This is a genomic window from Wolbachia endosymbiont of Kerria lacca, from assembly GCF_051602725.1.
Classification (GTDB): Bacteria; Pseudomonadota; Alphaproteobacteria; order Rickettsiales; family Anaplasmataceae; genus Wolbachia.
The window spans coordinates 1,223,250-1,248,834 of sequence record NZ_CP192272.1 but is presented as its reverse complement, the minus strand read 5'-3'; the positions used below and the strand labels follow the sequence as shown (position 1 = coordinate 1,248,834).

Genomic DNA, 25,585 nt, shown 5'->3' with positions numbered 1-25,585 from the left:
GTCATCAGAGTAGCTGATCTCTATGATTGGTATCATTAAAATTGCCCCTATCCGAGTGTTTCCTTCTTCTGTCATTCCAGTGCTCCGACACTGGAATGGCTTTGTTGCACCACTCAAGGAAAGAACAGGCAGTTACTGATGGAATTTGTTATAAAATAGATATTTAGCCGACAAAGGAAAAATATGCCAATAAGAATGAAAGTCAGTAACTGCAATGAATATAACAAATTTCTTCAAGAAAGGGGAAATGTTTTTCATTATATCAACGATGCCATTGAAAATTGGTACGAAAATAGTCCAAAAGTAGCAGGTGGCAACAATGTCTACAGCGACAAAGTAGTGATTCTAATTCACATAATAACCTATCTATTCAGGATTGGTCTTAGGCAAACAGTGGGATTTATAGAGAAATATCTTGAGCAAATAGGGAAAATTTTGCAAATTATCAGCTATTCGCAGGCTTCAAGAAGGTTTAAAAAGCTTAATATCAAAATCAACGACTGCAGAGTTGATAAGAACGATATGGAAGATATTGAAATTGCTATAGATAGTACAGGTATCAGCATCTACAATAATATTCCAGGCCATAGTAAGGCAAATGGTACAGATAGAAAGTATCGCCGCTATGAGCAAACAAGAAAGCTACATGTAATGCTAGAGATAGGTAGTAAAAAAGTTATAGCTGCAAAATACAGTAGTGGAGTTTATTCCGACCACTATGGAGCCTGTGATCTTATTGAAAGAGTGGATACCAAGTATAACATAAGCACGATATATGCAGATAGGGCATATAATCGAAAGAAGTTATACAAACTGTGCGATGAGCTTGACATAAAGACAAGGATTCCTCCGCAAAATAATGCAGTAGAGCATCCAAAGTTGGATTATATGAATGAGAGAAATTCTACAATCAAGCTCATAAAGTCATATGATGAAGATGGTATGAAGAGGTGGAAAAAAGAGATAAATTATTGGAAGAGATCTTATATAGAAAGTTTTTTCTCGCGACTGAAGCAAATATTTGGATTTAGTTTTAGGAATAAATCTGAGATTAATCGTGAGAAGGAACTGCTACTCAAGTGTTATTTGCTTAACAAATTTACTGAAATAGGCATGGCTAAGTTTGATATAGCTTCATGAATTTATTATACATTACCCACTATCCGAAGAGCTGTGCAACAAAGCCATACTGTATCCAGTGTTTATATGAAGAAGATGCGGAATTTAGTTATAAAGAAAAATTTGCATGGTATGACTACAAATTAGTACTTATGCCGCTCGTTCTTCCTATTGTTAAAATGTATTTTGAAGATTTAGTTCAAGAAAAACCACAACAGCATACTACTGATCCTAAAGTTACACCTTTAAATATAGGCGTAGGAACAAGAGCATAAAAAGGTCTTTGCTTCAACTATAGTTTTTGCTACACTTTGAGTAAATTTGAAGATATTAATGAGTGAAGAAGTAAAACAAATCCTAAGTTACTACGAAAGTGAAAACCCTGGAGTAAAAGCGAATCTTACTCGCATTCTTATGCATGGGAAACTTGGTGGAACTGGCAAGTTAGTAATTCTCCCTGTAGACCAGGGATTTGAGCACGGACCAATAAAAAGTTTTGAAGTTAACCCTAATGCTTACGATCCACATTATCATTTTCAGCTTGCAGTTGATTCAGGAGTAAGTGCATACGCTGCTCCGCTTGGTATGATCGAAGCTGGTGCTTCAACTTATGCTGGAATGCTACCACTTATTTTGAAGCTTAATAGCGCTAACTCTTTGCACTCAAAAAGCTTAACTTCAGATCAAGCAATAACTGCCTCTGTAAAAGATGCGCTGCGTTTGGGCTGCATGGCTGTTGGGTTTACTATATATCCTGGTTCTGCTAAGTGTTTTGATATGATGGAAGAAGCTCGCAAAATTATAGCTGAGGCTAAATCTTGTGGCCTTGTTGTAGTGCTATGGTCTTATCCACGTGGTGAAGGGGTTTCCAAAGAAGGTGAAACAGCAGTTGATGTGATTGCCTATGCTGCGCATATAGCGGCTTTGCTCGGTGCCAACATAATAAAAGTAAAACTTCCAACCAATCATCTGGAAAGAGAAAAAATAGAAAATATTGAATCATTATCTAAAAGAATTGAATATATTAAAAAGTCTTGCTTTGCAGGAAAAAGAATAGTAGTTTTCTCTGGTGGTGAGTCAAAGTCAGTGGATGATATATACAATGAGGCAAAAGAAATTAAGCAAGGTGGTGGTAATGGTTCAATTATCGGGCGCAACACTTTTCAAAGAAAAAAAGAGGATGCTTTATCTATGCTAAAAGATATAATTAATATCTACGCATAAAAAACGGCTGGGTGGCAGAATGGCTTATGCGGAGGACTGCAAATCCTTTTATACCGGTTCAATTCCGGTCCCGGCCTCTTACTCCAATTAGATCGTTTTTTCTTCTGAAATTTTAACAAGAAGTGTGGCTTTTAATGAAATATTTAAAAAAATAAGATACTATATTCAAAATATAAGCAGTAAAATGCCAAAGAGATTAACAGAAGTTTTATTATTGATTGGTTTGCCCTTCTTGCTTACCAGTTGCACTTTTCACTATTTATTAAAGAGCTCGTATACTCATCTTGCACCAGAAAAGTACCCTTCATCCAACAAACAGCCGGTTTACGTCGGTACAGCTTACAGTGCACAGAGTATATATAATGCGTTATTTAATGACTTTCTGTTAATAGGTAAGTCATCATTCACAGCCAAACATGGGCGTGCTAGTCAATATGTTAACTATGGAAGAGAAGTTGGAGCAGATGTGATAATCGTATCATTTCAAAATATGCAAAAGGATAAAGAGCATTTTAGCATCACAGAAAAACTATTATGGGACACAAGCTTAACAACATTTCATACAAGGACCATTATAAACTTTGATCAGGACGTACTCTTTCTAAAAAAGGTAGGTGATGCAAAAGCTCCATGGGAATATGTCAAAGGAGAGTTCAAGCTTCACGAAAAAGACGATACTGATCCATATCTAGGGAATTGGGTAGGGTATAGAATATGCGAGATTGCAATATCTTCTTCAGAAGATGAATACTTAGGATTTGTAAATGAAGATAATTGTAAAGAAAAATCTGGAATAAATAAGATGCTTGCTTGGAAAAATGGGGATGTAAGGTTGCGGATTAATAAACAATCAAAACAGGGATTTTATTTAAATCGAAATAAGATTCCTATACTAATAAAATCTCAAATTAACAAATTTGGCTACCTCGAATTAGTAGATGAAAATACTGATCAAGTTCTGGTTTCCCTTCAGAAAAATTAGTTTTTACTACCCATAGAAACTATATACTTACTATTTTGATAAACCTCAAGCTTTCTAAGTTATTCTTGTTGCATGGTAAAAAATAAACTAAAAATAAGCAAAGTGTTTTACAAAATGATATTACGTAATTTATTGTTTTTACTGCCGCCTGAAATCGCTCACTCCTTGGTAATAACGGCGTTAAAAAAGATGCCCTGTAGGAAACCTATAGAACTACCTAAGTCTTTAAATGTAAACTTTTTTGGTAATAAAATTAGGAGTCCTGTAGGTCTTGCTGCAGGTTTTGATAAAAATGCGGAAGTTGTAAAGCCGATGCTCTCATTTGGTTTTGGATTTATTGAGGCTGGTACTGTAACTAAACATCCCCAATATGGAAACAAAAAACCGAGAATTTTTCGATTAATTAAAGATGAAGGAATAATTAATAGATTGGGATTTAATAATAAAGGAGTAGACTATTTTCTTAAACAGATAAGTGAAACTAAACTTGGTAATTGTATTTTTGGTATAAATATAGGAAGAAACAGTACATCAAAGGACCAAATCAGCGATTATGTTGACTTAATAAAGATAGTATATGGAAAGAGCAATTATATAGTACTGAACATCTCATCCCCAAACACACCTAACTTGCGCGATTTGCACAATAAACAAGAATTATCCAAATTGTTGAAATCTATCACTCTAACCCGGAAATCAATCGATAGCTCTGAATCCATACCGATAATATTAAAAATTTCTCCAGATATAGATCAGCAAACAAAAGAAAATATCGCTGAGCTTACACTAGAATATAAAATTGACGGCTTAATAGTAAGCAACACTACGATAAGTCGAGATTCTTACTATAATGAGAGTGGTGGGTTGAGCGGCAGGCCATTATTTCAACTTTCAACCGAGTTATTGAGTGACATGTACAAGCTTACTAAAAGCAGAATTCTATTGATAGGATGCGGAGGAATTTCAAGTGGTGTTGATGCATATGAAAAAATAAAGGCAGGAGCCTCTTTAGTACAACTGTACACTGCTCTTGTATACCAGGGGCATCAAGTTGTGAACAAAATCAATCTGGAGCTTGCAGAATTGGTAAAAAGAGATGGATTTAGTAACATTACTGAAGCAGTGGGTTGTATACATTAATTTTGGAAGTTATTGATATTGTTTTAGTAAAGTAGAGCTAACTTTTTAGTGTAGAGGTATGATAGAGAGTGCTTTTCTATTGAATGATTAATATGAGAGTTTTGAACGATACAATATCTAAAGTTATTAATTATAAATTTACAGATTATGCAATATTAGAAGAGGCATTAACTCACCCAAGCGTAAATAAGAGAAATAGCGAAGACCAGGTTGTAAGCTACGAAAGGCTAGAGTTTTTGGGCGATAGTGTTTTGAATATGGTTGTGTCTGTTATGCTGTTTAAAATGTTTCCTGAAGAAAAAGAAGGAGCATTGGCAAAAAGAAAAACGGATTTAGTTTGTGGCAGTACCATTGCTAATGTTGCTAAAGAAATAGAGTTAGGTAACTTTATTATCATGAATAATAGTGAACGTTGTAACGGAGGAAAATGTAACTTAAAAAATTTAGAAAATTCGCTTGAAGCACTAATAGGTGCAATTTATATTGACGGCGGACTTGAGAGTGTTGAGAAATTTATTATCCGACATTGGGAAAAGCTAGCTAAGGACATCCTCGATCCTCCTCAAGATCCTAAAACTTCACTGCAAGAATGGACTCAGAGAAATAAATTACCTTTACCGAAGTATGAGCTTGTAAAACAAACTGGACCAGCACACAATCCTGAATTTACTATATCAGTTTGCATAGAGAGTTATGACAAAGTTTCTGCATGCGCTCCTAGTAAGAAAATTGCTGAACAAAAAGCTGCTGAGTTGATCCTAGAAAAAATTAAAAAAACGACTTAGTTTAATCAAAATAGCTGTTAGCATAAATTTAAAGTAAGCTAAGCTCTTTAGTTCAGCTTACATATTTTTTTATCTCAGCCAGAATCTTATCAGATTGACTTTCATCTGAATTTAAATCAGCTACAAAGTGTGTGACATATTTTCCTTCAGGGCTAATAAGGTATATCATTGAAGAATGGTTAATTTCCTCTTCTCCATCTACTTTACTTGCATATACTTTATACTTTGCAACTACTTCATCTATTTTTTGTCTTTCACCAGTGAGCATTTGTATTCTATGGTCAAATTGCTGCTGAAATTCTTTAAGCCTTTCTGTATTATCGCGCTCAGGATCAACTGTGATAAAAAATGTTTGTAGCTTGTTGTCAGTTTTCTCGTCTAACTTTGCAAGTGTTTCTGAAATTATTCCAAGGTTCATAGGGCAAATTCTTTTACATGAGGAAAATCCAAAAAAAATCATCATATACTTATCTTTGAAATCACTACTGCGTACTATTTGCCCGTTTTGGTTAATCAAAGAAAAATCCCCACCTATTTTAATTTCTGTATTTTGTGAAACAAATATGCCTTGCTTAGTAAAATAACAATAACCTAAGAAGATAGCTGCTACTGTTATTAGCAAACTAGACAATAACCTTATAAACTTTATCATTAAAGCGTTTCCAATAAAGTTAAATCATATATTGATTAGTTGATTGATTCAATATATTCCTTCCAAAGTGGGTTGTTAATTTTATCTAACAATTTCTTATGCTCATCAATTTCTTTAATACTTGGTGAATGTTCTCTGCGAGCTAAATTACGCACTTTATGTTGAATAAACGTAGAGTTATTGTCCTGAGCACATTCATTATTAAATAAAAAGGTTTGCAATCCTCCTGTAAGCTCAACATAGACCTTTGCAAGCAATTGAGCATCAACTAATGCTCCGTGTAACTCTCTACCTTCTAGCGATATATCAAAACGCTTGCATAATGCATTTAAAGAAGCAGGTGATCCTACAAACTTTTTTCTTGCAAGTGGTAATGTATCTAGCACTCTATCTGAGGAAATTAACCCAGCATTTAACTTGCCTAACTCCATATTAAGGAACTTAACATCGAATTCAGCATTATGAATCACCAAAATGTCATTGGATATGAAGTCAAGAAATTCAAGTGCAACATCTGAGAATAGTGGTTTATCTTCCAAAAATTCCTCACTAATACCATGAATCTTAAATGAGTGGTAAGGTATATCTCTTTCTGGATTGAGATATCGATGAAATGTTTTACCTGTTGGAATACGATTAATTAGTTCTACACATCCTATCTCAATAATTCGATGGCCAGATTTAGTATCAAGACCTGTAGTTTCAGTATCAAGTACTATTTCTCGTAGCCTACTTTTCATCAGTTGTCATTTGTTGTTAAATTTTTATCAGTACTTGCCTTCTTATAGTTAATAGAAACAAGTAACCAAGTTAGATCTGATGAATTAATATTTTTTTTGAATTGCCATACATCTTCAACTTTGTTAATAGTAGACATGCTACCTGATGTGATGTTTCCTTCGTTATTCTTAACGAAGTTAATTTGCTCTGAAAGGAAATATACTGCAATAAATATTACGTTTTTTACTAACTTTATTTCTAAGATCTTTTGTGAAACGATAGAAACAATTATGGACTCATGTGTCTCTTTACGATGTTTAATCTTATCCACAAAACTGTTATATAAGTCTTTGTCCAGAAGGGATTTTAATTGAGGTAAATTTCCTTGGTTAAAATATTTTATTATTAATTCAAAAGCTATGCTTGAACCTTCTATAAAATTGGAAATAGAAAACTCTTTGTTTTTTTGTAATATTTGTTCATAAGTAGTTTCTATTGAACTTTTGTCGTTGCTATAAATATAATCTTCGATATTTTCTACCACATCTTCTTTACTTTGACTTACATCCAATACACCTGTTAGCTTTTTTAGGTTGAGACTGGCTGATCTTCCTAAAGAATTATATAAGCGTGAAAAAATAAACGCCGCTAGTAAAGCATATATTACAAGCTCTATCATGGTAACTTAACTCCTTGATATATAAAGTATCTAAATATTATTAATTATTGATAAAAATATGTTTTTCATATTAACCTATAGTTAGGTTTACTATTCATTTGTAAATGAATATATTATATAAGAAAGTATTAAACATCTCAACTTAATTAAAGGAGACGTAAGAAATGTCACAACACAAAATGAAAATTCATGGTCAGTATGTCAAAGATTTTTCGTTTGAGAATCCAAATTCGCCATTCCTTCCTTCTAGTAAAGCTCCTGATATTAATGTAATGGTTAATATTAATTCAGCAAAATTAGAAGGAACAGAAAATAAAAAAGGAATAAGTGAAGAAAAGCCTTTTCATGAAATTACTTTGCATATAGAAGCCAAAGCAACGGTAAAAGATGAAGATGTAAAAGATGATATAGCTTTCATTTGCGAGGTAAAGTATTGCGGTATTTTTTCAATAGAAAATTTTACAGAGCTAAGTGAGGAAGAGGTGAGACAAGCTTTATTTATTGGTGGACCTACTTTTCTTTTCCCTTTTGCAAGAGAAATAATTGCAAGAACTACAAGTAGTGGTGGGTTTCCTCCACTTATGCTAGATCCTATAGATTTTGAAACTATGTATCAGCAGCAAAGTCAACAACAAAAAAGTAGCGCTAGTAATTCCAATTTTAACTAATACAGGATGAACAATTCTTTAAATGCAAAGACGACTTTAAATATTGATGGAAGGTTATATAACTACTTTAACCTAAGTAACGCTGGTAAATTTTTAGGAGTAAATTTAACAAAATTGCCTTGTTCACTCAAGGTATTGCTTGAAAATTTATTGCGCAACGAAGATGGAGTAAGCGTTAAATTAGATGACATAAAGATATTAGCAAATTGCGTCAAGAAACACATTAATCACGAAATTAGCTACAAGCCAGCAAGGGTTTTGATGCAGGATTTCACAGGAGTTCCTGCTGTCGTTGACTTAGCTTCAATGCGTAATTATGTGAAGAAAAACGGAGGTAACCCCAGCAAAATAAATCCATCTGTACCTGTTGATCTTGTGATCGATCACTCTGTTCAAGTAGATAGTTACGGAAGCACTTCTGCATTTGGTAAAAACGTTGCACTGGAAGTAAAAAGAAATTTGGAGAGGTATCAATTCTTAAAATGGGGAGAGTCATCCTTCACAAATTTTAGAGTAGTGCCACCAGGTACTGGAATTTGCCACCAAGTGAATCTTGAATATTTAGCGCAAGTTGTATGTAACGATAGCGGAGTTCTATATCCAGATACCTTAGTCGGTACAGATAGTCACACTACTATGGTAAATGGTTTATCGGTTCTTGGTTGGGGTGTTGGTGGAATAGAAGCTGAGTCTGTGATGCTTGGTCAACCAATTAGTATGGTAATTCCAGAAGTAGTAGGATTTAAATTAATAGGAAGACTTTCAGAGGGAGTAACAGCAACTGATCTAGTGCTAACGATTACTAATATCCTGAGAACAAAAGGCGTTGTTGGCAAATTTGTAGAATTTTATGGTGATGGTTTAGATTATTTATCTTTGGCAGATAGAGCAACCATAGCTAACATGGCTCCAGAGTATGGTGCAACTTGTGGGTTTTTTCCAATTGATCAGAAAACACTCGATTATTTACATTTAACAGGGCGACCAGAAGAGCTGATCAAATTAGTTGAAGTCTATTCAAAAGAGCAGGGATTGTGGCGTAGCAGTAATGAGTTAGCATTTTTTGACACACTAGAGCTTGATTTATCAAGCGTAAAGCCAGTGATGGCTGGTCCTAAAAGACCACAGGATAAGATTTTCCTTTCAGAAGTAGCGGAATCTTTTTCTACATCTTTTCCTATTAATGAGACAAACAGACCTCCGTTGGAACCTATCTACGGCGATCAGCTCCAGAGTGGCAGCGTAGTGATTGCAGCAATAACAAGCTGCACTAACACCTCAAATCCAAGTGTGATGATTGCTGCAGGTCTTGTAGCTCGTAATGCAATTAAACTTGGATTAAAATCAAAGCCTTGGGTTAAAACTTCTCTTGCTCCAGGGTCACAAGTTGTGACAGAATATTTAGAAAAGTCTGGATTGCAGGTAGATCTAAATGCTTTGGGTTTTAATCTAGTTGGATATGGCTGCACAACTTGCATTGGAAATTCTGGTCCACTTAATAAGGATATAGAGGATGATATAAAAAACAAAAACTTAACTGTTGCTGCAGTTTTGTCTGGCAATCGTAACTTTGAAGGAAGAATTCATCCGTTAGTCAAAGCTAATTACTTGGCATCTCCGCCACTTATTGTTGCATATGCACTTGCAGGCACTGTGCAAATTGATTTGACAAAAGATTCAATATGCAAAGATAAGAATGGAAATGATGTCTATCTCAAAGATATATGGCCAACAAATAATGAAGTTGAGAGCTGTGTTAAAAGTGTTGTGACGCGTGAAATGTTCATACAAAAGTATAAGGATGTTTTTTCTGGTGATGAGCATTGGCAAAAGATAAAGTGTGAGAAAGGTGAAATCTATGATTGGGACGCGAAAAGCACTTATATACAAAACCCTCCCTATTTTGATAATTTATCGACTAAGAACAATAAAAGCAACATAGTTGATATAAAGAATGCGCAAATACTAGCGATGTTTGGCGATAGCGTCACTACCGACCACATTTCCCCTGCTGGAAATATTGCCTCAAATAGTCCTGCAGGCATATATTTAAAAGGTCTTGGAGTTGAACCGCAAGATTTCAATTCATATGGATCTCGCCGCGGTAACCACAACGTAATGATGCGTGGAACCTTTGCTAATATCAGAATAAGAAATAAAATGGTGAGCGCTGAGGGTGGCTATACAAAACATATTCCTTCTCAAGAAACTATGTCAATTTTTGATGCAGCAATGCAATATAAAAGAGAAGCTGTTCCATTAGTTGTCATTGCAGGAAAAGAATATGGTACGGGTTCAAGTAGGGATTGGGCAGCAAAGGGTACTGCATTGCTGGGAATTAAAGCTGTGATTGCAGAAAGTTTTGAACGCATACATAGGTCCAATTTGGTCGGTATGGGTGTTCTTCCACTTGCATTTCAGGATGGAGTAACGAGAAAGATATTTGATGGTAGTGAGATAGTGAGCATAAAAGGTGAAGTAGTACCAAATGGAAATCTAGAATGTATCATTAAAAGAAAGGATGATTCAGAGCAATCCATTCAACTCAAGTGCTGTGTACAAACTGCAACTGAGGTTAAGTACTTGATTAGTGGTGGAGTGTTGAGCTATATACTTGCGCAGTCCTTTTGAGCTATCACAGTCATCAACTAGGTTTTTTGAATCGATTCTGGCTCTTTATTTAAATAGTAATTTATTCGATGTAAAGTTATGATATAATCTTATCTTATATATGGTAAAGGGTGTTTTGTAGATAATTATGATCAGTTCTATACAAGAACCTAACGCATTACGAAAACAATTGCAGGCATTTTATCGTGCTGATGAAAAAAGTCACATACGCTATCTTGTAGAAAAATCAGAACTTTCGGCTGATTCAAAAAACATAATTTACAATATTGCAAAACAAATTGTCGAAAAGATTAGAGGTAGTAAATTAGGCATTATAGATTCTTTTATACAACAGTACTCACTTTCTAACGAAGAAGGAGTAGCGCTAATGTGTCTTGCTGAATCATTACTTAGAATACCAGACGATTACACAATAGATGAATTGATCAAAGATAAAATTGCCAACCAAGAATGGAATAAACACCTGGGGCGTTCCTCTTCATTGTTTGTTAATGCTTCTACATGGAGTTTAATTATAGGAAGCAGTATATTGAGAAACAATGAAGAGGATTCAAAATTCTATCACATAATTTCCAGGTTATTGAAAAATTTAGGAGAGCCAATAATCCGCAAAGCGGTGAAACAAGCAATATCCATTCTTGGCAAGCATTTTATTGTTGGAGAAACTATAGAAAAAGCATTGGAAAGTGTGAAATCAGATGACTACAGTAAGTATTTATGCTCTTTTGATATGCTTGGTGAATCTGCTTGCACAGTTGAGGATGCGGAAGAGTATTTTAATTTATACATGCATGCAATAAAAGCCATAGGTGAATCTGCTGACATAAATGATTGCTTTAAATCTCAAGGGGTTTCAATCAAATTGTCTTCACTGCACTCACGTTATGAATTTAGCCAATTTGGTAATATAGCTGAAGAGCTGAGAGCTAAGTTGCTGGAACTGTGTCATGAAGCGAAGAAATATAACATTTCACTTTGTATAGATGCAGAAGAATCAGAAAGGCTTGAGATGTCGCTCGTGTTATTTGAACAGTTGCGTCTTGATGAGTCACTTTCTGAGTGGGAAGGGCTTGGTCTAGCTGTGCAAGCGTATCAAAAACGTGCTTTGTCTGTTCTTGATTTTGTTGAAGATGTTGCCATTCGATCAAAGCATAAGGTTATGGTGAGACTTGTGAAAGGAGCATATTGGGACTCGGAAATCAAGCGCACACAAGAATTAGGGTTAATTGGTTATCCGGTGTTTACTAGAAAAAGCCACACAGATGTATGCTACCTTGCCTGTGCGCAGAAACTTTTAAGCAAAGAGAATCACTTTTATCCATGTTTTGGAACTCATAATGCTTATACTTTTGCTACTATAATAGAGCTTGCCGATAAAAATCATCCTGGGTTTGAGTTTCAGCGCTTACATGGAATGGGTAAAAGTTTGTATGATTATGCAATTTCAGAACTTGCAACAAGCATCAATTGTCGTATATATGCACCAGTTGGTAAACATAGTGATTTATTGCCATACCTTATTAGGCGTCTTCTTGAAAATGGAGCTAATAGCTCGTTTGTCAATCAAGTAAATGATTCTGACGTTAAAATTGAAGAATTAGTCTCAGATCCATTAGAAAAAGTAAAAAGCTTAGAATATGAGCCTCATCCAAGCATTCCGTTGCCACGAGATATTTTTGGAGAGGAAAGAAAAAACTCCTTGGGAATGGATATTAGCGATTCAATTGCAGTTTCACAATTTGCAAATGATATAAGGGAATTTAGTGAAAAGAAATGGCAAGTTGGCCCAATAATTGATGGAGAGTCGTTTCTTGACAGTGCGGAATTTACCGAAGTAGTGAATCCTGCACATTTGGAAAATGTAATTGGAGAAGTGTCAAGTGCAACAAGTGCTCATGCTTTAAATGCTCTTGAAATAGCACATAGTGCTTTTACTAAGTGGCAGAATGTTTCAGCAGAAGAGCGCGCTAAATGCCTTGAAAAAGCTGCAGATTTGCTTGAGGAAAGGATGAAAGAGTTAATTTATATTCTGATTGTAGAAGCAGGAAAAATTTTATCCGATGCAATAGCAGAAGTAAGAGAGGCAATCGACTTTTTGCGCTATTATGCAATGATAGCAAAAAATGAACTGAATGACTGGAAAAAATTGCCAGGTCCAACAGGTGAAGATAACTTCATCTTTTTTGAAGGCAGAGGAGTTTTCTTATGCATATCACCGTGGAATTTTCCACTCGCTATCTTCATTGGACAGGTTTCAGCTGCACTTGCAGCAGGTAATGCAGTGCTGGCAAAACCGGCAGAGCAAACGCCGATTATTGCCTATGAAGCCGTTAAGATACTACACGAAGCTGGAATACCAAAAAATGTGCTACACCTTATTCCAGGGGATGGTTGGTATTTAGGTAAAACATTAGTACCAGATAATAGAATTTCCGGTGTAGCTTTTACTGGTTCAACACAAACTGCTCAAATAATTAATCGAATGCTTGCTAGTAGAGATGGTCCTATTGTGCCACTTATCGCTGAGACTGGTGGATTAAATGCTATGATTGTTGATAGTTCTGCTCTTTTAGAGCAGGTAACTAAGGATGTTTTAATTTCTGCATTTCGCAGTGGCGGTCAACGTTGTTCTGCTCTCAGAGTGCTATTTATTCAAGAAGATATAGCAGAAAAACAGGTAAAAATGATATGCAATGCAGCTCAAGAACTAAAGATAGGTGACCCAATACAACTGAGCACAGATATTGGTCCAATAATTGACAAAGCATCTATTGATATGCTCACTAAACATACGGAAAAAATATCAAGGGATGAAGATTCAAACCTTTTGTTCAAGGTACCAATGGATACAAATTCTTATAATGGTTATTTCTTTCCTCCGTACATTTATGAGATACAAAAAATTTCGCAATTAAAGCAAGAAGTGTTTGGGCCTATTTTACATATCATACGTTTTAATAAGTCGCAGTTAAATGAAGTTATAAGTGATATAAACAATACAGGATATGGACTTACGTTTTCTTTGCAAAGCCGTGTACAAAGTCAGATCGCTTTAATAAGCAAGAAAATATCAGTTGGAAATGTATACATCAATCGCAATCAAATAGGTGCAGCAGTTGGGACACAACCATTTGGCGGTAGAGGACTGTCAGGTACCGGACCAAAAGCTGGTGGTCCTAATTATCTGCAACGTTTTTCTATAGAAAAGGTTGTAAGTGTCAACACTACAGCATGTGGCGGTAACATTAAACTTGCGTGTTTGGATTGATTTGCAATTTCTAAATTGGAAGTCCGTGCAGTTGTGTATGCAGTACTAAAACCTAAAACTCATACATTGAAAGGATAGTTGTGATTCTAAGGAGGCTTCAAAGAAAGTCTTGTCTTTAATAAAAGAAAAAGGTTGCTATAATTCTGATAAAAGCACTATAAACAAAATGAATGTAAAAAATATCTTATTAGCGTTTTTAGTACAATTTATATTCGATTTGTCATTATTTGCAGCTGATCCTATTTTGCTTAATTGTATTGAAACTCCAGGGATTTATGATCTTGAAACAAGGCCAAAAAGCTTTAACTCTTCAAATAATTTAAGAAGAAAACCTGGCTCTCCAAATAATGCATCAGGAGAATTAATAAATGTAGTGGGTAGAGTTACTGATGTAAATTGCTTACCGATACAAAATGCTGTGGTTTCTATATGGCACGCAGACTCACTTGGCATGAGCTATTATGATGAAAATGTGGAGCTTGATCCAAATTTTGCTGGATCAGGAAGATTTGTAGTAAATAACCTTGGCTATTATAATTTTATTACAATAGTACCAGGTAAAATTGGTGATAGGGCTCCACACATCAACTTTTTGGTCCAACATCCAGATTTTCCAGAATTCACAACACAAATGTTTTTTGCTGATCATAATTGCGATAACTGTGATGATCTTCTTCTTGGTAATCTTATTGAGAGTGGACTTGCAAGCCTTCTGATAGCACCATTTACTTATAACAATCAGGCTATGAAGACCTACACATTTAATATAACCCTAGGTGGGCATAACAAATTTTCTGATAAAAGATAAAGCCCTTGCATATCAGCGGAGTTCATAGTAGTCTTAAGCGCTATTGTACTTAAAATGTATATGAAAAATATCTTACTAATGTTTTTACTATGCTTTATGTGCAGCTTACAATTATTTGCAACGGAGATGTCAACGATGAAGATAACAATTTCTAAAGCTTTACCCGATTTTGAGACGCTAGTGGTAGGTTTTTTTGAGGGTGATAAGCTCATAACTAATGTTCTACAAGATAAGCAAGCTATAGATAACATCAAGAAATTTAGTGATTTTAATGGAGGTTTTGGTGAATTTTTCTCCGTTACTTCATCAGAGGGAAAAAATATTATAGTTGCTGGTCTTGGAATGAGAGATGAATGGGATGAAAGCAAAGGATTAAATATTGGTGGTAAAATATATTGTGAGCTAAGCAGATTAAGAATCAAGCGAGCGGCAATCTCAATCGAAGGCAATGCAGCAAATGTTGCATACGGTGCATTTTTGCGCAGTTTTAAATTTGATAAGTATAAAACCAAAAAGGATGAAAAAGTTACAGAAGTAGAGGAGATCACAGTGCTAACGAAAGATGAGCAATTCAGTAGTGCTGAAAAATCATTTGAGCGTTTAAGACAAGAAGGTGAAGGCATATTTCTTGCACGTACTCTTACCATTGAACCACCTAATGTTTTATATCCAGAATCCTATGCTGATTATATAAAAACCGAGCTTACTAAGCTTGGCCTTGAAATCGAAGTGCTTGGTAAGAAGCAGATGGAAGAGAAAAAAATGGGAGCATTGCTTGGGGTAGCACAGGGAAGTAGTAAAGAGCCAAAATTAGTAGTGATCAAATGGAATGGAGCTTTCAAGGAACAAAAGCCTGTAGCTTTTGTGGGTAAAGGCATAACGTTTGATACTGGTGGAGTGTCACTCAAGCCTTCGCGTGGCATGGAGTCAATGAAATATGACATGGCGGGTTCTGCTACTGTGGTTGGGGTGATGCGTACTCTAGCTGGACGAAAAGCAAAGGTAAATGCAGTTGGTGTAGTTGCACTTGCAGAAAATGCAGTGGACGGTAATGCTCAAAGACCAAGTGATGTAGTAACTTCGATGTCTGGACAGACGATAGAAGTGTTGAACACTGATGCAGAAGGAAGGCTCATACTTGCAGATGCTTTATGGTATACACAAGATAGATTTGCACCGAAATTTATGATCGACCTTGCAACTTTAACTGGTGCTATAGTGGTTGCACTGGGAAATAATGAATATGCTGGTCTTTTTTCAAATAACGATGAATTAGCGAATCATCTGATTGATGTAGGAAATGAAGTAAATGAGAAATTATGGCGTTTTCCTATGAATGAAACTTATAACAAAATTATTGATTCGCCGATTGCTGATGTGCAAAATATAGCTCCTGCAGGTTCTGGTGGAGATAGTATAATGGCTGCACAGTTTCTACAGCGTTTTGTAAACGACACTTGTTGGGCACATTTAGACATTGCAGGCACTGCTTGGCACGAAAAAGGCACTGATATTTCTCCAAGAGGGGCAGTAGGTTTCGGTGTAAGGTTGCTAAATAAGTTGGTTGAGAAGTACTATGAGATTAATAATTAAGGATCTTTGTATTGAGTTTATAGCTTAATTTACGGCTACATGAATGTCTATTTATAAGACGTAGAAAATGATATCATCAAAGTAACTTACATTTTCTTTTTTGGGGATTCTAAAGTTACACACTTGAGCAGCATCAAGAGAAAGTATTTTGTTCAAATGATGATTGTAATGATGGACTATTAAAACTTTAAAGCTATTGGGTATTGACGGTATATACTTAAGTGTTAGAATAAAATAGGAAGTTTTTAGGAGTTTATATGGCAGCAGGCGGAAAAGCGAAAACAGCTAGTAAAAATAACCCTACTCAGCGTAAGAAAGCAGAACAAAAAATGTATAAGGATAAACCGGTAAAGCCGGTTAGATATATAGACCGTGATTCACGTATGAACTATATGTCTGCTCAATACGATAACGGCAATCTAGTTGAAGATGAGGTAAGCGGCAATCCTATAAAGTGGGAAGCTGTATAGTAGTTGTGGTTAAAGTTACTATTAATTCTAAGGAATGTGAAGTAGAGCATGGGCTCACTATAATTCAAGCTTGTGAAGTTGTGGGCGTTGAAGTTCCGCGGTTTTGTTATCATGAGCGTTTAGCAATTGCTGGTAACTGCAGAATGTGTTTGGTTGAAGTTGAGGGTGGCCCTCCAAAACCAGTAGCTTCTTGTGCAATGCCAGTTGCAGAGGGTATGGTTATTCACACGGATACTCCCAAGGTAAAAAAGGCGCGTGAAGGAGTGCTCGAATTTTTACTAATTAATCATCCACTTGATTGTCCAATTTGTGATCAAGGTGGTGAGTGCGATTTGCAAGATATAACAATGGCTTATGGGAAAGGAATAAGCAGACTTGATGAGCATAAAAGAGCTGTGCCAAAAAAACATTTTGGTCCACTGATTGGAACTGCAATGAATAGATGCATTCATTGTACTCGATGTGTTAGATTTTTGTCCGATGTTGCAGGTACAAATGAACTTGGAGGAATTGGCAGGGGAGAAAATATAGAGATTAGTACTTACATAAAAAGGCATATTAGCTCTGAATTATCTGGGAATATTATAGATCTCTGCCCGGTAGGGGCTTTAACTTCAAAGCCTTACTCCTTTACAGCGCGTCCATGGGAGCTATCACATTGTGAGACTATAGATGTGCTAGATGCTGTGGGAAGTAGCATTAGAGTTGATTATCGTGGCCTGGAAGTTATGCGAATATTACCAAGGCTGAGCGAAGAGGTAAATGAAGAATGGATATCAGATAAAACCCGTTTTGCCTATGATGGACTAAAAGTTCAGCGTCTTGATCAACCTTATGTAAAAAAAGATGGTAAATTAGCCCCAGTTGATTGGAATGAAGCACTAACTGTTGCTGCAAAGAAATTAAAGAATACAAAATCAAATAAAATAGCTGCAATTGCAGGTGATTTAGCAGATTGTGAGTCTATGCTTCTACTCAAAGAAGTGATGCAGAAGCTCGGCTCGGGGAATATAGATTGTAGGCAAGATGGAGCAAAGCTTATACCAAATAATCGTGGGTCATATGTATTCAACACCACTATTGAGGGTATAGAAAATGCAGATTTATGTCTGCTTATAAATACAAATCCAAGAATAGAAGCACCAATAATTAACGCAAGATTGAGAAAGAGATATTTACAAGGTAATTTCACTATTGCAAATATTGGTCCTAATCTTGAATATCTATATAATGTTGAAAGATTAGGTGATGGTCCAAACGTTCTAAAAGAAATAGAAGAGGGAAATCACAAATTCTGCGAGTTACTGAGTGCGGCTCAGAACCCTATGCTAATTATCGGTCAAGATGCATTAATAAGAGATGATTCTGAATCAGTTTTAGCTCTAGCTGGCAAAATTGCAGAAAAATTTAACATGATCAGAGATGACTGGAATGGCTTTAACGTACTGCATAAGGCTGCAGCAAGGGTTGGTGGACTCGATATTGGATTCGTTCCTAGCAAAGGTGGAAAAGACATTAATCAGATGCTAAAACAGGCAGAAAGTGGTGAGATAGAAGTAGTTTATCTTCTTGGCGCAGATGAAATTGATATATCAAAGTTAGAAAGTACATTTGTAATTTATCAAGGCCACCATGGTGATAGGGGAGCGCATATAGCAGATGTCATTCTACCTGGAGCTGCATACACAGAAAAATATGCAACTTATGTAAATACTGAAGGGCGAGTACAGAGAACAAATTTAGCTGTTTTTCCTCCTGGTGAAGCAAAGGAAGATTGGTTGATTATAAAAAATTTATCCCAATATTTGGGCCTTTCCTTACTATACGATAATTTATTTGATGTGAGGAAGAAATTATACACTATTGGTCCACAGTTTAGAGATGCTGACCAAGTGGTGAAAAACAAATGGGTACCAATTACCTGTGATGAAATAAAATTAAGTAATATCTCTTTCACTCTAAAAAAGTGTAATTTTTATATGACAGACTCAATAAGTCGCGCTTCAAAAATAATGGCAGATTGTACTAAGGATTTTTATGAACACTCTACTTAATATTTTATTTATTCTAACACCATTATTACTAATAACTCTGGTATATTTTCAACGAAAATTAAACTCTATATTTTTGTGTAAAGAACAAAATACATTAGAAAAACAGTTCGTTTATAAGCTAGTTGATTTTATCAATGATATTATTGCACTATTTACGGAAGGATATGTATGGATGCCAATAACATTTATTATAGTTACCGAGGGAAGAGGGAATTATTTGCCTCTCACAATGACCTTAATTATGATGTCACTAGTGTCATTCATATGCATATCATTTTACTATTCTATTAAGCTAAATGCTATACAGAAAAGTGTTGTCCTATTGATTTCAATAGGGACATTGTCTTGTGTGTCTAGAGCATTTGCTGTATTTTTTATTGCCACAATTATGAACTATTTTTTTGATTTAGGGTTGCATGTACTTGATATTTGATATTCTTTTTCTTCTTATTCCACTTTTGCTTTCAGTAGCATATTTAGTGTACTTTGAGCGTAAAGTTATTGGTGCAATTCAACTAAGGCATGGTCCAAGTGTAGTAGGGCCATTTGGGCTACTACAGACATTTGCAGATGCTATCAAATTGATAATTAAAGAGCCGATAATACCATTTAGAGCAAACACCATACTGTTTATTATGGCTCCAATGCTCACCTTTATTTTAGCATTAATTTCCTGGGCAGTTATACCATTTGGAGCTGAAATAATTACAGAAAATGGACAGCAGGTAATAATCCCTAAGGTAATAGCAAATATTAATGTTGGAGTGCTTTATGTGCTAGCTATATCCTCTTTGGGAATATATGGCATTATTATTGCAGGCTGGTCTAGTAATTCTAATTATGCATTTCTTGGCGCTATAAGGTCAGCTGCTCAAATGATTTCATATGAAGTTTCAATAGGTCTAATAGTTGCTACAGTTGTTATTACAACTGGTACGTTGAATCTTGCAGAGATGGTGGTAGCGAAACATAATATGCCATTTTGGATTGATTTGCTGATGATGCCTATAGGAATAATATTTTTTATTTCTTTGCTTGCAGAAACTAACCGTCACCCATTTGACTTACCAGAAGCTGAAGCAGAGCTTGTCTCTGGGTATAACGTCGAATATTCATCAATGCCTTTTGCTCTCTTTTTTCTAGGAGAGTATGCAAATATGATTTTAGCAAGCGCTGTGATGACAATATTCTTTCTAGGAGGGTGGTATCCTCCACTAGAGCTTAGTTTACTATATAAAATTCCAGGTTTGATTTGGTTCGTTTTGAAGATAGTTTTATTATTGTTCATATTTATTTGGATCAGGGCAACAATACCCCGTTACAGATATGACCAACTAATGCGTCTTGGTTGGAAAGTGTTTCTACCGATATCAGTGCTTTGGGTAATACTCATTTCAGGAGTGTTGCTTTTTACTGGGAACTTGCCTGGGTCCAATGTTTAACTTTCCAAACATAAGATTAAGACGCAGGCGCTCAGGCAAGTGGATTCGCAATTTAACAAGTGAAATCACTTTATCAGTAAATGATTTGATTTTTCCCTTATTTGTTCATGACGGAGAAGAAACAATTGAGCCAATTTCTGGCTTACCTGATATCAAATGTTATTCAATAGATGGATTAATTTCTATAGTTCAGAAAGCTAAGGACTCGGGGATTAATGCTGTTGCAATTTTTCCTGTAGTTGATAGTAAACTAAAATCTGAAAAAGCTGAGGAAGCATATAATCCTGATAATTTAATCTGCAAAGCAATTCATGCTGTAAAATCGAAGGTACTTGATATTGGCATTATTGCAGACATTGCACTAGATCCATACACTACTCACGGTCATGATGGCATTTTAAAAGACGGCAAGATGGATGTGGAAAATGATGAAACTGTGTCAATATTGTGTAAGCAAGCGCTTGTTTTAGCAAAAGCAGGATGCGATATAGTTGCTCCTTCTGATATGATGGATGGCAGGATAGAAAAAATAAGAAAAACATTGGATGATAATAACTTTCAGAATGTGTCAATATTGTCCTATGCAGTAAAGTACTGTTCTAGCTTCTATGCGCCATTCAGGCAAGTTGTCGGTTCGTGCGCATCATCAAATTTCATCGACAAAAGTGGTTATCAAATGGATTATCGAAATGCACGCGAAGCAATCTGCGAAATTGAAATGGATATAAATGAAGGTGCAGATTTTATTATGATAAAGCCGGGTATGCCATACTTAGATATAATAAAAACAGCAAGTGACAAGTTCAATTTTCCGATTTTTGCTTACCAAGTAAGCGGTGAATACGCAATGATAAAAGCTGCAGCAAATAATGGCTGGTTGGATTATAACAGAGTGATTTATGAGTCCTTAATTGGTTTTAAACGTGCAGGTGCAAGTGCAATATTTACCTATGCTGCACTTGATGTTGCAAAAAATTTGGTATCTACTTAGCAGTGTGGAACATCTAAGTAGGTAGCTGGCCGAAGTGACTTGACAAACCTTCCCACTTTCCTTACCATATCAATAAGAGTATTTATCCTTGTTTTTAATCTCTGCAGATTTAACAACAAAAATTCAGTAAAAAACTCAGGTATATATTGGCAGATTACATAAAATTATAGCGGCTGCATGTCTTTTTTATTTTTTCTACATTCAGCCAAAACACGCTTATTTTAAGCGTTAGCACATTATTATAATGCCAATTTACATTATTATAGGGTCAAAACTCACTACTAACCCCAACTATGGATTAAATAAAGAGATAAAAGTGCAGCTAAGAAGAGGAAAACAGGGTAAGCTCAAGTATTTTATCAATAATTAAGAGGTTACCCATGAAGAAAGATATTACAGAACTTTACTGTTGCGTCGAGGATTTTTGTCGCACAGTCGATGATAGTTTTGCTAATATGCTCCTATCAAAAGGAAGAAAACCAACTAGAATACCGGACTTCGGAAATTCTCACCATAATTCTATTATATCATCAATCCCCTTGCAAAAGTTTCAAAGCTTTTTACCTACTTTATCTGCCACTTTATAAATCTGAGTTTTCTAAATTGCCAACATATGACCGATTTATCGCTCTTAAATCACGGGTTTTATGGTATTTAGCATTACTTTTGCAATGGTTCTGCAAACAAGCAAAAATGACAGGTATTGCCTACATAGACACTTCTACAATCGCTGTTTGCCACAAAAAAAGAATCTCCAAGAACAAAGTTTTTGATGGTTTGGCAGAAATTAGTAAGAGCACATATGGTTGGTTTTTTGGCTTTAAATTGCACTTGGTAATTAATGAAATTGGAGAAATTCAAGCACTTACTCTAACCAAAGGTAACGTTGATGACAGAAAACCTGTGCCAACTCTCACTAAAAGACTGACCGGACTTTTGTTTGGAGATAAGGGCTATATAAAGAAAGAGCTCTTTGAGAAACTCTTTGATAGAGGCCTAAAACTCGTCACTAAAGTAAAAAAAGGTATGAAAAACGTACTCATTTCACTTAAAGAGAAGATTTTACTAAGGAAAAGATCGATTGTTGAGACTGTTTTCGACTCCTTGAAAAACAAATTTGAGATTGAGCACACAAGACACAGATCGCCAACAAATTTCCTAATTCATGTTTTTTTCTGTTCTGATTTCCTATTCCATGCAGTCGAAAAAGCCCTCTATTTCTATGCCTTTCTTTGCTGGCTAATCCATAGTTGGGGTTACTAGGGGATTCTTTTGCCTTTTTCTAGCTTGGTAAATTTTTTAATATTTATAGTTAAAGCTTCAGGCCAGCGCGTGACGCATAGCTATGCGGAGATTAAAGATGTCATTCAAGTAGCTGACACTGGGATGGCTTTGTTGCACCACTCAAGGAAAGAACAGGCAGTTACTGATGGAATTTGTTATAAAATAGATATTTAGCCGACAAAGGAAAAATATGCCAATAAGAATGAAAGTCAGTAACTGCAATGAATATAACAAATTTCTTCAAGAAAGGGGAAATGTTTTTCATTATATCAACGATGCCATTGAAAATTGGTACGAAAATAGTCCAAAAGTAGCAGGTGGCAACAATGTCTACAGCGACAAAGTAGTGATTCTAATTCACATAATAACCTATCTATTCAGGATTGGTCTTAGGCAAACAGTGGGATTTATAGAGAAATATCTTGAGCAAATAGGGAAAATTTTGCAAATTATCAGCTATTCGCAGGCTTCAAGAAGGTTTAAAAAGCTTAATATCAAAATCAACGACTGCAGAGTTGATAAGAACGATATGGAAGATATTGAAATTGCTATAGATAGTACAGGTATCAGCATCTACAATAATATTCCAGGCCATAGTAAGGCAAATGGTACAGATAGAAAGTATCGCCGCTATGAGCAAACAAGAAAGCTACATGTAATGCTAGAGATAGGTAGTAAAAAAGTTATAGCTGCAAAATACAGTAGTGGAGTTTATTCCGACCACTATGGAGCCTGTGATCTTATTGAAAGAGTGGATACCAAGTATAACATAAGCACGATATATGCAGATAGGGCATATAATCGAAAGAAGTTATACAAACTGTGCGATGAGCTTGACATAAAGACAAGGATTCCTCCGCAAAATAATGCAGTAGAGCATCCAAAGTTGGATTATATGAATGAGAGAAATTCTACAATCAAGCTCATAAAGTCATATGATGAAGATGGTATGAAGAGGTGGAAAAAAGAGATAAATTATTGGAAGAGATCTTATATAGAAAGTTTTTTCTCGCGACTGAAGCAAATATTTGGATTTAGTTTTAGGAATAAATCTGAGATTAATCGTGAGAAGGAACTGCTACTCAAGTGTTATTTGCTTAACAAATTTACTGAAATAGGCATGGCTAAGTTTGATATAGCTTCATGAATTTATTATACATTACCCACTATCCGAAGAGCTGTGCAACAAAGCCCACTGGAATCCAGAAGTTTTTTGAGCACAAAGGAGATCTTATTCTAAGTTTTTATTGGTAAGAAAGGCTGGATCCCAGTGTCGGAGCACTGGGATGACAAAAAAGGAGGCTACTAGTATAAAGGGGCAACGGTTTAGATCGTTTTTAACTATTTGCCTTTTTTCTATGCAAGAAGTGTATTGATAAGTCCATTACAATTCAGTATTGTGAAAAATATAAGTCAAGTGTTAGTTAGGACATGGGGATTTTTTTTCAATTTTTGGGTAAGATGCTAGGCAAGGTTTTTCCTGCCAAAATAGTAAGCTCTTTTTTAGGAGTAGGATATTTACCGGGTTGGCAGCATTATTGGTCTTCTTTTCTAATATTATTTATTACCGACATTATATTAATGCTTACATACGGAGGTGATTTTATACTATATAAAATGCCGAATTCAGGCATAGTTGTAGCTGCTATTTTTACCAAGCTAGCAATAGTTATGTTAGTGCTGCAATTAGTTGGCATATCTATTTTTCATACTCAAGATCCTTCAGCCAGCAGTGATGAGAATATAGTAATACAAATAGCATCAGGACAGGTGATGACTGTTGCGTTTTCGATGCCGGCAATAATGTCAATTTATTATATTGTAAGTAAATTCTATTTAAGTATATGCAAGGCAATACTTCAATGTCCATTTTGGTTTAATGATCTTATGCATTTGTTCTTTTTCTTTATAATACCTTATTTATTTTTTAATATTGTAGAAGTAATAAAACCATGGCCGATAAGTACGATACAGCTTAGTTATAACAATGCAATATCAATCACATTTGAAGGGATTTTTCATGTGTTTTATGCAGTGATTTTATTGTACTTGACTGCATTTATATTCTGCGATCTGACTATGCATGATGCGATTGTTTTAAACAAAAGCATATTTGAGTATGTAAAAGAAAGTTCAATAGCCTTGAGTGACTATTTTCATGGCACTATTAAAAAAATAAGTATAGAATAGTACTTATTTGCTTATGTATTCAGTTTAAAAGATATACAGTTTGCGTGAATCTACAGGATATAATAAAGGGATTACAAGATTTTTGGGCAGATGAAGGGTGTACTATACTTCATCCATATACGTCTGAAGTTGGAGCTGGAACACTACATCCCGCAACAATCATGTCAGCGATTGACGAAAAATCAACAAAAATTGCGTATCTACAACCAGTAATCAGACCTGCAGACGGACGCTATGGCGACAACCCTAATCGTTTATATCAGCATCATCAATACCAAGTTATAATAAAACCATCTGGCAGCAATTTGCAAGATATTTACTTAAATAGCTTAAAAGCTCTTGGTGTATCGACAAAAGAATATGATATTAAGTTTATTGAAGATGATTGGGAAAACCCAAGTGTTGGCGCATCCGGTCTTGGTTGGGAGGTTACATGCAACGGAATGGAAGTAACACAACTTACTTATATACAGCAAGTGGGAGGTATTGACTGCAGAATAATTCCTGGTGAAGTAGCATATGGGTTAGAGCGTTTAGCAATGTGCATACAGGGTGTAGATAATGTTTACGACATAATGTGGAACGATAATGGTGTAACTTATGGAGATATTTTTAAACAAAGAGAGCGAGAGTTTTCTTACCTGGCACTTGATTATTATGATACTAAAGTAGTACAACAGCAGTTTGAGGATACAGAAAAACTGTGTCAATTCCTTGTTGAAAAAGAATTGCCGATAGCAGCTTATGACCAATGTATTAAAACGAGCCATCTACTTAATCTACTTGATGCAAGAGGTGTGCTTGGTGTGAATGAACGTACAGCCTATATTGGTAGAGTGAGAGAGTTAACAAAAAAATGCTGTGAATTATATAGAGCAAAGTAGA

General features: G+C 35.4%; 24 protein-coding genes, 1 tRNA gene and 1 pseudogene. 23 read left to right on the top strand and 3 right to left on the bottom strand.

What is annotated here, in order from left to right:
- The first annotated feature begins 183 nt into the window (after positions 1-183).
- The 7 genes from ACQ4M0_RS05805 (at position 184) to rnc (ending at position 5,250) form a co-directional block, all read left to right on the top strand.
- Positions 184-1,140, top strand: coding sequence for an IS5 family transposase (locus ACQ4M0_RS05805; RefSeq protein ID WP_213863789.1), 957 nt, complete (start codon positions 184-186; stop codon positions 1,138-1,140).
- Positions 1,137-1,394 carry a hypothetical protein gene (locus ACQ4M0_RS05800; RefSeq protein WP_438456377.1) on the top strand — a complete coding sequence of 86 codons (258 nt, stop codon included), beginning with the start codon at positions 1,137-1,139 and terminating at the stop codon, positions 1,392-1,394. Before ACQ4M0_RS05805 ends, ACQ4M0_RS05800 begins: the two co-directional genes overlap by 4 nt.
- A gap of 58 nt (positions 1,395-1,452) precedes the next feature.
- On the top strand, positions 1,453-2,343 hold the full coding sequence (locus ACQ4M0_RS05795; RefSeq protein WP_213863897.1) for a class I fructose-bisphosphate aldolase: 891 nt from the start codon (positions 1,453-1,455) through the stop codon (positions 2,341-2,343).
- A gap of 5 nt (positions 2,344-2,348) precedes the next feature.
- A tRNA-Cys gene (locus ACQ4M0_RS05790) sits at positions 2,349-2,420 on the top strand.
- Positions 2,421-2,527: 107 nt separating this feature from the next.
- Positions 2,528-3,325, top strand: a complete 798-nt coding sequence (locus ACQ4M0_RS05785) for a hypothetical protein (protein WP_438456376.1) — start codon at positions 2,528-2,530, stop codon at positions 3,323-3,325.
- 72 nt (positions 3,326-3,397) lie between these two features.
- Entirely contained in the window at positions 3,398-4,465 is a 1,068-nt protein-coding gene (locus tag ACQ4M0_RS05780) for a quinone-dependent dihydroorotate dehydrogenase (RefSeq protein WP_007302462.1), read from the top strand.
- A gap of 92 nt (positions 4,466-4,557) precedes the next feature.
- Entirely contained in the window at positions 4,558-5,250 is a 693-nt protein-coding gene (gene rnc, locus ACQ4M0_RS05775; RefSeq protein ID WP_012481989.1) for a ribonuclease III, read from the top strand.
- Between the two features lie 52 nt (positions 5,251-5,302).
- On the opposite strand, the gene ACQ4M0_RS05770 is transcribed toward rnc, so the two are convergent.
- The 3 genes from ACQ4M0_RS05770 to ACQ4M0_RS05760 are packed head-to-tail and all read right to left on the bottom strand — an operon-like array spanning position 5,303 to position 7,301.
- Positions 5,303-5,902 (bottom strand): SCO family protein, encoded by a 600-nt coding sequence (locus tag ACQ4M0_RS05770; RefSeq protein WP_007302464.1) that lies wholly within the window; start codon positions 5,900-5,902, stop codon positions 5,303-5,305.
- A gap of 35 nt (positions 5,903-5,937) precedes the next feature.
- On the bottom strand, positions 5,938-6,642 hold the full coding sequence (gene dnaQ, locus ACQ4M0_RS05765; RefSeq protein ID WP_007302465.1) for a DNA polymerase III subunit epsilon: 705 nt from the start codon (positions 6,640-6,642) through the stop codon (positions 5,938-5,940).
- Complete coding sequence (locus tag ACQ4M0_RS05760; RefSeq protein ID WP_007302466.1) at positions 6,642-7,301, bottom strand: Tim44/TimA family putative adaptor protein; 660 nt, start codon at positions 7,299-7,301, stop codon at positions 6,642-6,644. The genes dnaQ and ACQ4M0_RS05760 overlap by 1 nt, the downstream gene beginning before the upstream one ends.
- A gap of 164 nt (positions 7,302-7,465) precedes the next feature.
- Here ACQ4M0_RS05760 and secB point away from each other — a divergent pair, with 164 nt between their 5' ends.
- From secB to ACQ4M0_RS05680, 16 genes and pseudogenes are all read left to right on the top strand, one after another.
- The gene (gene secB, locus ACQ4M0_RS05755; protein ID WP_007302467.1) at positions 7,466-7,969 is read left to right on the top strand and encodes a protein-export chaperone SecB; all 504 of its coding nucleotides are present in this window, start codon (positions 7,466-7,468) and stop codon (positions 7,967-7,969) included.
- Between the two features lie 6 nt (positions 7,970-7,975).
- Positions 7,976-10,600, top strand: a complete 2,625-nt coding sequence (acnA, locus tag ACQ4M0_RS05750) for an aconitate hydratase AcnA (RefSeq protein ID WP_264685510.1) — start codon at positions 7,976-7,978, stop codon at positions 10,598-10,600.
- 127 nt (positions 10,601-10,727) lie between these two features.
- Positions 10,728-13,868 (top strand): bifunctional proline dehydrogenase/L-glutamate gamma-semialdehyde dehydrogenase PutA, encoded by a 3,141-nt coding sequence (gene putA, locus ACQ4M0_RS05745; protein ID WP_438456375.1) that lies wholly within the window; start codon positions 10,728-10,730, stop codon positions 13,866-13,868.
- 166 nt (positions 13,869-14,034) lie between these two features.
- Positions 14,035-14,676: a protocatechuate 3,4-dioxygenase gene (locus tag ACQ4M0_RS05740; RefSeq protein ID WP_012481990.1), complete on the top strand. Its 642-nt coding sequence runs from the start codon at positions 14,035-14,037 to the stop codon at positions 14,674-14,676.
- Between the two features lie 135 nt (positions 14,677-14,811).
- Positions 14,812-16,269 carry a leucyl aminopeptidase gene (locus ACQ4M0_RS05735; protein WP_007302471.1) on the top strand — a complete coding sequence of 486 codons (1,458 nt, stop codon included), beginning with the start codon at positions 14,812-14,814 and terminating at the stop codon, positions 16,267-16,269.
- 257 nt (positions 16,270-16,526) lie between these two features.
- Positions 16,527-16,739, top strand: a complete 213-nt coding sequence (locus tag ACQ4M0_RS05730; RefSeq protein WP_006279675.1) for a hypothetical protein — start codon at positions 16,527-16,529, stop codon at positions 16,737-16,739.
- A 5-nt stretch (positions 16,740-16,744) separates the two neighbouring features.
- Positions 16,745-18,793 carry an NADH-quinone oxidoreductase subunit NuoG gene (gene nuoG, locus ACQ4M0_RS05725; protein ID WP_007302472.1) on the top strand — a complete coding sequence of 683 codons (2,049 nt, stop codon included), beginning with the start codon at positions 16,745-16,747 and terminating at the stop codon, positions 18,791-18,793.
- Positions 18,777-19,226 (top strand): hypothetical protein, encoded by a 450-nt coding sequence (locus ACQ4M0_RS05720; RefSeq protein ID WP_438456374.1) that lies wholly within the window; start codon positions 18,777-18,779, stop codon positions 19,224-19,226. The genes nuoG and ACQ4M0_RS05720 overlap by 17 nt, the downstream gene beginning before the upstream one ends.
- Positions 19,210-20,235 (top strand): NADH-quinone oxidoreductase subunit NuoH, encoded by a 1,026-nt coding sequence (gene nuoH / locus ACQ4M0_RS05715; protein ID WP_213863902.1) that lies wholly within the window; start codon positions 19,210-19,212, stop codon positions 20,233-20,235. The genes ACQ4M0_RS05720 and nuoH overlap by 17 nt, the downstream gene beginning before the upstream one ends.
- Positions 20,228-21,226 carry a porphobilinogen synthase gene (hemB, locus tag ACQ4M0_RS05710; protein ID WP_213863903.1) on the top strand — a complete coding sequence of 333 codons (999 nt, stop codon included), beginning with the start codon at positions 20,228-20,230 and terminating at the stop codon, positions 21,224-21,226. The genes nuoH and hemB overlap by 8 nt, the downstream gene beginning before the upstream one ends.
- Positions 21,227-21,470: 244 nt before the next feature.
- Positions 21,471-21,596, top strand: a complete 126-nt coding sequence (locus ACQ4M0_RS05705) for a hypothetical protein (protein ID WP_265025124.1) — start codon at positions 21,471-21,473, stop codon at positions 21,594-21,596.
- A 10-nt stretch (positions 21,597-21,606) separates the two neighbouring features.
- Positions 21,607-22,469: pseudogene (locus ACQ4M0_RS05700) on the top strand (IS982 family transposase).
- Between the two features lie 29 nt (positions 22,470-22,498).
- Positions 22,499-22,684 (top strand): hypothetical protein, encoded by a 186-nt coding sequence (locus ACQ4M0_RS05695; protein ID WP_341815226.1) that lies wholly within the window; start codon positions 22,499-22,501, stop codon positions 22,682-22,684.
- A 16-nt stretch (positions 22,685-22,700) separates the two neighbouring features.
- Positions 22,701-23,657, top strand: coding sequence for an IS5 family transposase (locus ACQ4M0_RS05690; RefSeq protein WP_213863789.1), 957 nt, complete (start codon positions 22,701-22,703; stop codon positions 23,655-23,657).
- 284 nt (positions 23,658-23,941) lie between these two features.
- Complete coding sequence (locus ACQ4M0_RS05685) at positions 23,942-24,700, top strand: hypothetical protein (protein WP_007302495.1); 759 nt, start codon at positions 23,942-23,944, stop codon at positions 24,698-24,700.
- 44 nt (positions 24,701-24,744) lie between these two features.
- Positions 24,745-25,584, top strand: coding sequence for a glycine--tRNA ligase subunit alpha (locus ACQ4M0_RS05680; protein WP_438456373.1), 840 nt, complete (start codon positions 24,745-24,747; stop codon positions 25,582-25,584).
- The last annotated feature ends 1 nt before the right edge of the window (position 25,585 follow it).

Bases quoted from the DNA above. Each gene is read 5' to 3' on its own strand.
- ACQ4M0_RS05780 (WP_007302462.1), top strand. From the start codon at position 3,398: ATGGTAAAAAATAAACTAAAAATAAGCAAAGTGTTTTACAAAATGATA.
- putA (WP_438456375.1), top strand. From the start codon at position 10,728: ATGATCAGTTCTATACAAGAACCTAACGCATTACGAAAACAATTGCAG.
- ACQ4M0_RS05690 (WP_213863789.1), top strand. From the start codon at position 22,701: ATGCCAATAAGAATGAAAGTCAGTAACTGCAATGAATATAACAAATTT.
- ACQ4M0_RS05785 (WP_438456376.1), top strand. From the start codon at position 2,528: ATGCCAAAGAGATTAACAGAAGTTTTATTATTGATTGGTTTGCCCTTC.
- acnA (WP_264685510.1), top strand. From the start codon at position 7,976: ATGAACAATTCTTTAAATGCAAAGACGACTTTAAATATTGATGGAAGG.
- ACQ4M0_RS05730 (WP_006279675.1), top strand. From the start codon at position 16,527: ATGGCAGCAGGCGGAAAAGCGAAAACAGCTAGTAAAAATAACCCTACT.
- ACQ4M0_RS05805 (WP_213863789.1), top strand. From the start codon at position 184: ATGCCAATAAGAATGAAAGTCAGTAACTGCAATGAATATAACAAATTT.
- hemB (WP_213863903.1), top strand. From the start codon at position 20,228: ATGTTTAACTTTCCAAACATAAGATTAAGACGCAGGCGCTCAGGCAAG.
- dnaQ (WP_007302465.1), bottom strand. From the start codon at position 6,642: ATGAAAAGTAGGCTACGAGAAATAGTACTTGATACTGAAACTACAGGT.
- ACQ4M0_RS05760 (WP_007302466.1), bottom strand. From the start codon at position 7,301: ATGATAGAGCTTGTAATATATGCTTTACTAGCGGCGTTTATTTTTTCA.
- ACQ4M0_RS05685 (WP_007302495.1), top strand. From the start codon at position 23,942: ATGGGGATTTTTTTTCAATTTTTGGGTAAGATGCTAGGCAAGGTTTTT.
- ACQ4M0_RS05705 (WP_265025124.1), top strand. From the start codon at position 21,471: ATGCCAATTTACATTATTATAGGGTCAAAACTCACTACTAACCCCAAC.
- rnc (WP_012481989.1), top strand. From the start codon at position 4,558: ATGAGAGTTTTGAACGATACAATATCTAAAGTTATTAATTATAAATTT.
- ACQ4M0_RS05795 (WP_213863897.1), top strand. From the start codon at position 1,453: ATGAGTGAAGAAGTAAAACAAATCCTAAGTTACTACGAAAGTGAAAAC.
- ACQ4M0_RS05740 (WP_012481990.1), top strand. From the start codon at position 14,035: ATGAATGTAAAAAATATCTTATTAGCGTTTTTAGTACAATTTATATTC.
- ACQ4M0_RS05720 (WP_438456374.1), top strand. From the start codon at position 18,777: ATGAACACTCTACTTAATATTTTATTTATTCTAACACCATTATTACTA.
- ACQ4M0_RS05770 (WP_007302464.1), bottom strand. From the start codon at position 5,902: ATGATAAAGTTTATAAGGTTATTGTCTAGTTTGCTAATAACAGTAGCA.
- ACQ4M0_RS05735 (WP_007302471.1), top strand. From the start codon at position 14,812: ATGAAGATAACAATTTCTAAAGCTTTACCCGATTTTGAGACGCTAGTG.
- nuoH (WP_213863902.1), top strand. From the start codon at position 19,210: ATGTACTTGATATTTGATATTCTTTTTCTTCTTATTCCACTTTTGCTT.
- ACQ4M0_RS05800 (WP_438456377.1), top strand. From the start codon at position 1,137: ATGAATTTATTATACATTACCCACTATCCGAAGAGCTGTGCAACAAAG.
- secB (WP_007302467.1), top strand. From the start codon at position 7,466: ATGTCACAACACAAAATGAAAATTCATGGTCAGTATGTCAAAGATTTT.